Below are 8,303 nucleotides of genomic sequence, written 5' to 3'. Positions count from 1 at the left end.
GGGTGCGGGTGCCTCGGGTGCGGCGGGTGCCGGTGCGGCGGGTGCGGGTGCCTCGGGTGCCGCGGCGGGTGCCGGTGCGGCCGGCGGGGCCGCGGCCGGATCGGTCACCCGGAACCCGTTGAGGATCCCGTCGGTGGCGGTAGCGGTGACTACCGCCTGGTTCGCCGCGGTGGTCACCGACAGCGACAGCAGGTAGCTGTCCGAGCCGGTCTTGGCGATGACGTAGCGCCGCGTGGTGTTCAGCGTCATGTCGTTGTCGCGGTAGGTCCCGGTGATGACCGACGACGGGAAGCCGCCGAACTCCGCCAGCGAGGCAGAGGTGGACTGCCAGCTCCGCAGCTTCTGGCTGTCGATGTAGCCGTGGGTGATCGCCTCACGCGGATCGAAGTCGCCGACGAGCTTGTACACCTGCAACTGCGCGTTGGAGGTGTAGAGACCGTCGCCGCCCTTGCGGTCGGCGATCACGCCGAAGGCGTCGGGAACGTTGGGATCAGGCACGATGCTCCAGCCCGGCGGGACGGGCAGCACGATGTTCAGCGCGGTGAAGCCGGTGGACTTCTGCGGCTCCAGCGCCACGCCCTTGTCCTTGAAGAACTCGGTGATGGTGCCCGAGGTGGCCGGCTGCAGCGCCGGTTCGGTGGCCGGAGCCGGTGCCGAGGCGGGAGCGGGGGCGGTGGTCGACGCGGCCGGCGCGGGTGCGGCCGCAGCCGTGACACTCGCGGCGGCCGGGGCCGGACTCGGTGTGGCGGCGACCGGCGCGGCGGTGACGGTGACGGTCTGGGTCACGGTGGCGGGGGCAGGTGCCGGCGGGGCGGGCAGGTCCGGCTCAGCCGACGCGTTGGCGCCGGCGAGTCCGATGACGGCCGCCGTACCCGCGGCCACACCCCCGAGCACTACCCGCCAGTTACGGGTATTCGTGTTCATCCTCGATGTCCTTGTTCGCAACGGTTGGGCCGCACGATCGGAGCGTTCGCAGCCCACTTCCGTGCCGACCATAACCACCGTCCGGGGGCCGTCGACAGCGCCGGAACCGACCTGGAACCAACCCCTGACCGGCCTGCGACGCAACCGATACCGCACCGTTGCCGACACCGGGCTGCCGATACCCTGTCTGGCGTGACCGAATCGCCGACGACCGCCGCGGACGGCACGGACGCACCGCCGTACCGCTACACCGCGGAACTGGCCGGCGGCATCGAACGGCGGTGGCAGGACAACTGGCGGCGGTGGGGACCGTTCAACGTGCCCAACCCGGTGGGATCGCTGGCGCCGACCGACGGCACCGCGGTGCCCGAGGACAAGATGTTCGTCCAGGACATGTTCCCGTATCCCTCCGGTGAGGGACTGCACGTCGGTCACCCGCTGGGCTACATCGCCACCGACGTCTACGCCCGCTACTTCCGGATGACCGGCCGCAATGTGCTGCACGCCTTGGGTTTCGACTCGTTCGGCCTGCCCGCTGAACAGTACGCGGTGCAGACCGGCACCCACCCGCGCACCCGCACCGAGGCCAACATCGGGAACTTCCGCCGGCAGCTGGGGCGGCTGGGACTCGGCCACGACCAGCGCCGCAGCTTCTCCACCACCGACGTCGGCTACTACACCTGGACGCAGTGGATCTTCCTGCGGATCTACAACGCCTGGTTCGATCCGCAGCGCAGCAAGGCCCGCCCGGTCGGTGAGCTGATCGCCGAATTCGACAGCGGAGCAAGGCGACTCGAGGACGGCCGCGACTGGGCGGCGTTGACGCCGGGTGAGCGCGCCGACGTGGTCGACGGCCACCGGCTGGTCTACCGGGCGGACTCGATGGTCAACTGGTGCCCCGGCCTGGGCACCGTGCTGGCCAACGAGGAGGTCACCGCCGAGGGTCGCAGCGAGCGCGGCAATTTCCCGGTGTTCCGCAAGCGGCTCCGGCAGTGGATGATGCGCATCACCGCATACTCCGACCGCCTCCTCGAGGACCTCGACGTGCTGGACTGGCCGGACAAGGTCAAGACCATGCAGCGCAACTGGATCGGCCGGTCCACCGGGGCGTCGGCGCTGTTCGCCGTCGGGGACGCCGACGTCGAGGTGTTCACCACCCGGCCCGATACCCTGTTCGGCGCGACCTATCTGGTGCTCGCCCCCGAGCACGAACTGGTCGACCGCCTGGCCGCGGCGAGATGGCCGGACGGCGTGGACCCGCGCTGGACCGGCGGGGCGGCCACCCCGGCCGAGGCGGTGGCCGGCTACCGGCGCTCGATAGCCGCCAAGTCCGATCTGGAACGTCAGGAGAACAAGACCAAGACCGGAGTATTCCTCGGCAGCTACGCCACCAATCCGGCCAATGGGCAACCCGTTCCGGTGTTCATCGCCGACTATGTCCTGCTCGGCTACGGCACCGGCGCCATCATGGCGGTGCCCGGCCACGACCAGCGGGACTGGGAGTTCGCCTCCGAGTTCGGCCTGCCGATCACCGAAGTCATCGCCGGCGGGGACGTTTCGCAGGAGGCGTATGTCGCCGACGGGACCCTGGTCAACTCGGGCTACCTCGACGGTCTCTCCGTCGACGAGGCGAAGAAGACGATCACCGCCCGGCTGGAGGCCGACGGCCGGGGCAGCGCACGCGTCGAGTACAAACTGCGGGACTGGCTGTTCGCCCGCCAGCGGTACTGGGGCGAGCCGTTTCCCATCGTCTACGACGCCGACGGCCGGGCCCACCCGCTGCCGGATTCCATGCTGCCGGTGGAACTGCCCGACATCGCCGACTACTCGCCGGTGCTGTTCGACCCGGAGAGCCCCGACAGCGAGCCGTCGCCGCCGCTGAACAAGGCGACCGACTGGGTGCACGTCGAGCTGGACCTCGGCGACGGCCTTCGGCCCTACACCCGCGACACCAACGTGATGCCACAGTGGGCCGGAAGTTCCTGGTACGAGTTGCGCTACGCCGACCCGCACAACAGCGAAGAGTTCTGCGCGATCGAGAACGAGGCGTACTGGATGGGGCCGCGGCCCGACGAACACGGCGCGGCCGACCCTGGCGGGGTGGACCTCTACGTCGGCGGGGTGGAGCACGCGGTGCTGCACCTGCTGTATTCGCGGTTCTGGCACAAGGTTCTGCACGACCTGGGCTTCGTCACCTCGCGGGAGCCCTACCGCAGGCTGGTGAACCAGGGCTACATCCAGGCCTTCGCCTACACCGACTCCCGCGGCGCCTACGTGCCGGCCGCCGACGTCGTGGAGCGCGCCGGCCGGTTCTTCCTGCCCGGCCCGGACGGCGAGACCGAGGTTTTCCAGGAGTTCGGCAAGATCGGCAAGAGCCTGAAGAACTCGATCTCACCGGATGAGATCTGCGACTCCTACGGCGCCGACACGCTGCGGGTCTACGAGATGTCGATGGGCCCGATCGAAGCATCCCGGCCGTGGGCCACCAAGGATGTCGTCGGGGCGCACCGGTTCCTGCAGCGGGTGTGGCGGCTGGTCGTCGACGAGAACACCGGTGCGACAAGGGTTTCCGAGGAAGCCCTCGACGGCGAGACGTTGCGGGCGCTGCACCGCGCCATCGTCGGGGTGCGCGACGACTACGTCAACCTGCGCAACAACACCGCCGCGGCCAAACTGATCGAGTACACCAATCACCTGACCAAGGCGGGTGTCACCGCCCGCTCGGCGCTGGAGCCGCTGGTGCTGATGGTCGCGCCGCTGGCCCCGCACCTGGCCGAGGAGTTGTGGCGGCGGCTGGGCCACCAGGCCTCGCTGGCGCGCGGCCCGTTCCCCGTCGCCGACGAGCGCTATCTGGTGGCCGACACCGTGGAGTACCCGGTTCAGGTCAACGGCAAGGTACGCGGCCACGTCACGGTTGCGGCCGACGCCGGCAAGGAGGTGCTGGAGCAGGCGGCACTGGCCGACGAGAAGGTCCAGGCGTTCCTGGCCGGCGCCACCCCGAGGAAGGTGATCGTCGTCCCGGGCCGGCTGGTCAACGTCGTCGTCTAGCGCGACTTCGGCGCGCTCGTCGCCGCTGGGCGGCGAATACCGCGCCGAAGTCAGCGGCGGGGGCGGACGATCACCTCGTGGGTGTGCGCGTCGGGGGGAGTGGCCAGCACCTGGGCGACGACGCCGGCCACGGTCTGCGGGGTGAGGAATCGCGCGGGGTCGTAGTCGCCGCCCTCGTAGGCCACCAGGTCGCGCTGCATCTCGGTGTCCACCCGGCCGGGGTGGATGCTGGTGACCCGCAGCAGCGGCTCGTCGGCGCGCAGTGAGTCGGCGAACGCCCGCAGCGCGAACTTGCTGGCCGAATACGACGCCAGGCCGGGGGAGGGGTTGATCCCGGAGCCGGAGTTGATGAACACCACCTGGCCGCGGGCGGCACGCAACGCGGGCAGCAGCGCCAGAGTCAGGGCGACCGCGCCGGTGACGTTGACCTCGAAGCTGGCCCGCCACTGTTCCGGCGTCGATTCGCCGACCCGCCCCGGGAAGGCCACGCCGGCGTTGTGCACCAGAACGTCGAGTTCGGCGAGAACCTCTGCGGCGGAATCGATTTCGTCGACGTCGGTAAGATCCATCGGCCAGGTGGTGGCACCCAGCCGCTGCGCGACGGCGTCCAGGCGGGCCGAGGGCCGGCCGGCCAGCAGGAGCGTGTGGGTGGGCGCCAGCGTGTCGGCGATCGCGGCGCCGATCCCGCCGCCGGCCCCGGTGATCAGCGCGGTCGGCATGGCGCCACCCTACCGACCTGCGGCGGGCCGTCCGGGCACCGCAGAATGAACGCGTGGCATTCGACGCCGGCTACACGCCGACCCAGCTGGCCGCCCGCGCGGCGTACCTGCTGCGCGGCAACGACCTGGGGGACATGACCTCGGCCGCGCCGCGCCTGTACCCGCACATGTGGAGCTGGGACGCGGCGTTCGTGTCGATGGGCCTGGCCGTGCTCAGCGTGGAGCGCGCGGTCGTCGAACTGGACACGCTGCTCTCGGCCCAGTGGTCCAACGGGATGATCCCGCACATCGTCTTCGCCGAGGGAGTGCAGGGGTACTTCCCCGGGCCGGAGCGGTGGGCATGCCGGGAGCTGAGCGCTGCCGCGCCGCGCGACCGGCAGACCTCCGGCATCACCCAGCCGCCGGTGCACGCCATCGCGGTCCAGCGCATCCTCGACCGGTCCCGCAGCCACGGGCGCTCGACCCGCGCGGTCGCCGAGGGGTTCCTGGACAGGCGCTGGAACGACCTGGTGCGCTGGCACCGCTGGCTGGCCGAGGCCCGCGACCCCGATCAGCGCGGCCGGGTCACGCTGTATCACGGGTGGGAGTCCGGCATGGACAACTCGCCGAGGTGGGATTCGGCCTACGCCAACGTGATCGCCAGGGCGGTGCCCCGTTACGAGCGCGCGGACAACCACATCATCACCGACCCCGGCCAGCGTCCGTCCGACGGCGAGTACGACCGCTATCTGTTGCTGCTGGAGGAGATGAAGTCGGTCGGCTACGACGACGACCGGCTGCCCGGGGTGATGAGTTTCGCGGTGGAGGACGTGTTCGTCTCGGCGATCTTCTCGGTGGCCTGCGAGGTGCTGGCCACCGTCGGGGAGGACTACAAGCGGCCCAACGCCGATGTCCGCGACCTGTATTCGTGGGCGGACCGTTTTCGCGCGGGCGTGGTGGACACCGCCGATGAAAGATCCGGTTTCGCAAGGGATTTCGATCTGCGGGCCGGATCCTGGATCAGCACGGACACGGTGGCGGGCTTCGCCCCGCTGCTCTGCGGCGGCCTGACCCACGAGCAGGAGCGACGGCTGCTGAAGATCTTCGAGGGCCCGCGGTTCTGCGGCCACCCCGACCTTCGGTTCGCACTGCTGCCCTCGACATCGCCGGTGTCCGGGGACTTCCGGCCGCGGGAGTACTGGCGCGGACCGGTGTGGCCGGTGCTGAACTGGCTGTTCGCCTGGGCGTTCGCCCGCCGCGGCTGGTCGGAGCGTTCGATGATGCTGCGCCGCGAGGGCCTGCGGCAGGCCGGCGACGGAACCTTCGCCGAGTACTACGAGCCGTTCACCGGAGAGCCGCTGGGCAGCATGCAGCAGTCGTGGACCGCCGCGGCGGTGCTGGACTGGCTGGGCTGATCAGTCCTCGGACGCGGTGAGCCGCTCGAGTGGCTTGATGGCGCGGACCAGATCGGCCCGCTCGTCCTCGGTCAGCCGGCTCAGCAGGTCCGCGAGATGGGTGCGCCGGGCCTGCAGCGCCTCCTGGTACTGCACCTGACCGTCCGGGGTCACCTCGACCAGAACCGCGCGCATGTCCGACGGGTCGCGGGACCGCTTGACCAGACCGAGGTTCTCCAGCCGCCGGATCGCCACCGTGGTGGTCGGTGTGCGCACCCGTTCGCGGGCGGCCAGGTCGGTCATCCGGATCGGGCCGCTGTCGAGCAGCGTCAGCAGGATCGAGATCTGGGCCATGGTCAGGTCCGGCTGGGAGGCCCGGTTGGGGTCGCCGCGGCGGACCACGGTGACCAGCCGGGCCAGGACCCGTTGCAGATCGGCCGCCAGGGCGGTGAGCTGCGCCTGGACCTCGGACATGGTTTGGCAGTCTAACTGCTTGGCCGGGGCCGGGATCAGCCCTTGGCGAGGCTGTCGCGCCAGGCCACCAGCGCCCGCGCCGGCCCGAGGTCGTAGTCGGGGCCGTCACAGCCGACGGTCATCAGCGTGACACCGAGACGGGCCAGCGCTTCGGCGTTGGCGACGATCGCGGCCGGGTCGCGGCCCCCGACGCCGGAGGAGCGTTCCACGGTGGCCGGGTCCCGCCCGGCCGTCGCGCAGTGGGCGTCGAGCACCGCGGCTTTGCCGGGGTAGGTCGCGGCGTCGGTGAAGCCGTGCCAGATGTCGGCGTGCCTGGCCACCAGTTTCAGCGTCTTGCGCTCACCCTGGCCGCCGATCAGGATCGGGATGCGCCGCACCGGAGCCGGATTGAGCTTGGCCAGCCGGGCCTCGATCCGCGGCAGCGCCGCCGCGAGGTCGTCGAGGCGGCTGCCGACGGTGCCGAACCCGTAGCCGTACTCGTCATAGTCCTTCTGCATCCAGCCCGACCCGATGCCCAGGATCAGCCGGCCGTCCGAGATGTGGTCGACGGTGCGGGCCATGTCGGCCAGCAGTTCGGGGTTGCGGTAGGAGTTGCAGCTGACCAGCGCGCCGATCTCGATGCGGGAGGTCTGCTCGGCCCAGGCGCCCAGCATGGTCCAGCACTCGAAGTGGGCGCCCTCGGGATCGCCGTAGAGCGGGTAGAAGTGGTCCCAGTTGAACGCGATGTCGACGCCGATGTCCTCGCAGCGGCGGACGGCGTCGCGAATGTACTCGTAGTGGCTGGAGTGCTGCGGCTGCAGTTGGACACCGATGCGGATGGGGAAGGACATGGCGTCAGTCAAGCACCGAACGCAGGATCTCCACCAGTGCCCGCGGCTGATCGCCCTGCACCGAGTGGCCGGAGTCCGCGACGACGACCACCCGCTGGAAACCCGGGGCGGTGCGGGCGAACTCGGCGGCGTCGTCGTCGTTGACGAAGAACGACTTCGCCCCGCGCACCAGCGTCGTCGGGGTGCGCAGCGCGGCGGCGTCCTCCCACAGGCCCTCGAACCCCTCTCCCTTGCGGAAGGTGTCGTACCGCCACGTCCAGGTGCCGTCGTCGAGTTGCTGGGAGTTGTGGAACACCCCGCGCTGCAACGACTCCCGGGACCGGTGCGGGGAGGCGGCGACGGTGACCTCCACCATCGCCTCGAAGCTGGGGAAGCTGCGATCGCCCTGGACCAGCGCCACCGCACCCATCTGCGCCTGGGTCATCTGCTCGTGGCGCTCGGGTGCCGACGGGGTGACGTCGACCATCACCAATTCGCGGACAAGCTCGGGTGCGGTGACGGCCAGGCGCATCGCGGTCAGCCCGCCGAGCGACATGCCCACCACCAGATCGGCGTCGGGGGCCAACTCCGCGATCACCGGCGCCACCGCGTCGGCGTTGAGTTTGGGTCCGTAGTCGCCGTCCTCGCGCCAGGCCGAATGGCCGTGGCCGGGCAGGTCGACCGCCAGCGCCGGCAGGCCCAGACCCACGATGACGGTGTCCCAGGTGTGCGCGTTCTGCCCGCCGCCGTGCAGGAACACCACCTTCGCCGGCTCGGCGCCCCAGCGCAGCGCGCTGATGTCGCCGCGGCTGATGCGCTCGACTACAGGCAGCGGACCGGACACGCCGGCCTGTTCGGCGTTCGCAGGCAGGAACCCGAACTCGTCCACGAGGCGGTTAGCCCTTGATGAACTCTTCGAGCTGCGCGCGCGCCACGTCGTCGGGCAGCTGCTGCGG

7 protein-coding genes are annotated in these 8,303 nt (G+C 70.6%); 2 read left to right on the top strand and 5 right to left on the bottom strand.

Annotation, left to right across the window (positions count from 1 at the left end):
* On the bottom strand, positions 1 to 924 hold a 924-nt coding region (locus tag ACKOQ4_RS09190; protein WP_526291041.1), incomplete at its 3' end, for an LpqN/LpqT family lipoprotein.
* Between the two features lie 192 nt (positions 925 to 1,116).
* Here ACKOQ4_RS09190 and leuS point away from each other — a divergent pair.
* Complete coding sequence (gene leuS, locus ACKOQ4_RS09185; protein ID WP_526291039.1) at positions 1,117 to 3,972, top strand: leucine--tRNA ligase; 2,856 nt, start codon at positions 1,117 to 1,119, stop codon at positions 3,970 to 3,972.
* Positions 3,973 to 4,022: 50 nt separating this feature from the next.
* Here leuS and ACKOQ4_RS09180 read toward each other — a convergent pair whose 3' ends face one another.
* Positions 4,023 to 4,691 (bottom strand): SDR family oxidoreductase, encoded by a 669-nt coding sequence (locus ACKOQ4_RS09180; RefSeq protein WP_526291037.1) that lies wholly within the window; start codon positions 4,689 to 4,691, stop codon positions 4,023 to 4,025.
* 53 nt (positions 4,692 to 4,744) lie between these two features.
* Here ACKOQ4_RS09180 and ggh point away from each other — a divergent pair, with 53 nt between their 5' ends.
* The gene (gene ggh, locus ACKOQ4_RS09175; protein WP_526291035.1) at positions 4,745 to 6,085 is read left to right on the top strand and encodes a glucosylglycerate hydrolase; all 1,341 of its coding nucleotides are present in this window, start codon (positions 4,745 to 4,747) and stop codon (positions 6,083 to 6,085) included.
* On the opposite strand, the gene ACKOQ4_RS09170 is transcribed toward ggh, so the two are convergent.
* From ACKOQ4_RS09170 to ACKOQ4_RS09160, 3 genes are read right to left on the bottom strand one after another with little or no spacing between them, the layout of a single operon-like run.
* A complete protein-coding gene (locus tag ACKOQ4_RS09170) occupies positions 6,086 to 6,538 on the bottom strand; it encodes a MarR family winged helix-turn-helix transcriptional regulator (protein WP_526291033.1) in 453 nt (150 codons plus the stop codon).
* A gap of 35 nt (positions 6,539 to 6,573) precedes the next feature.
* Positions 6,574 to 7,368 (bottom strand): LLM class F420-dependent oxidoreductase, encoded by a 795-nt coding sequence (locus tag ACKOQ4_RS09165; protein WP_526291031.1) that lies wholly within the window; start codon positions 7,366 to 7,368, stop codon positions 6,574 to 6,576.
* A gap of 4 nt (positions 7,369 to 7,372) precedes the next feature.
* Positions 7,373 to 8,236, bottom strand: a complete 864-nt coding sequence (locus tag ACKOQ4_RS09160; protein WP_526291043.1) for an Rv0045c family esterase — start codon at positions 8,234 to 8,236, stop codon at positions 7,373 to 7,375.
* Positions 8,237 to 8,303: the final 67 nt, after the last annotated feature.

It is taken from the genome of Mycobacterium sp. (assembly GCF_046095365.1).
Classification (GTDB): Bacteria; Actinomycetota; Actinomycetes; order Mycobacteriales; family Mycobacteriaceae; genus Mycobacterium.
Note: the sequence above shows the minus strand (reverse complement) of the source record. Positions and strands in the feature narration are given on the sequence as shown.

What these genes read in the sequence shown, in the direction of transcription:
- ACKOQ4_RS09180 (WP_526291037.1), bottom strand. Translation starts at nt 4,691, where the DNA reads ATGCCGACCGCGCTGATCACCGGGGCCGGCGGCGGGATCGGCGCCGCG.
- ACKOQ4_RS09170 (WP_526291033.1), bottom strand. Translation starts at nt 6,538, where the DNA reads ATGTCCGAGGTCCAGGCGCAGCTCACCGCCCTGGCGGCCGATCTGCAA.
- ACKOQ4_RS09165 (WP_526291031.1), bottom strand. Translation starts at nt 7,368, where the DNA reads ATGTCCTTCCCCATCCGCATCGGTGTCCAACTGCAGCCGCAGCACTCC.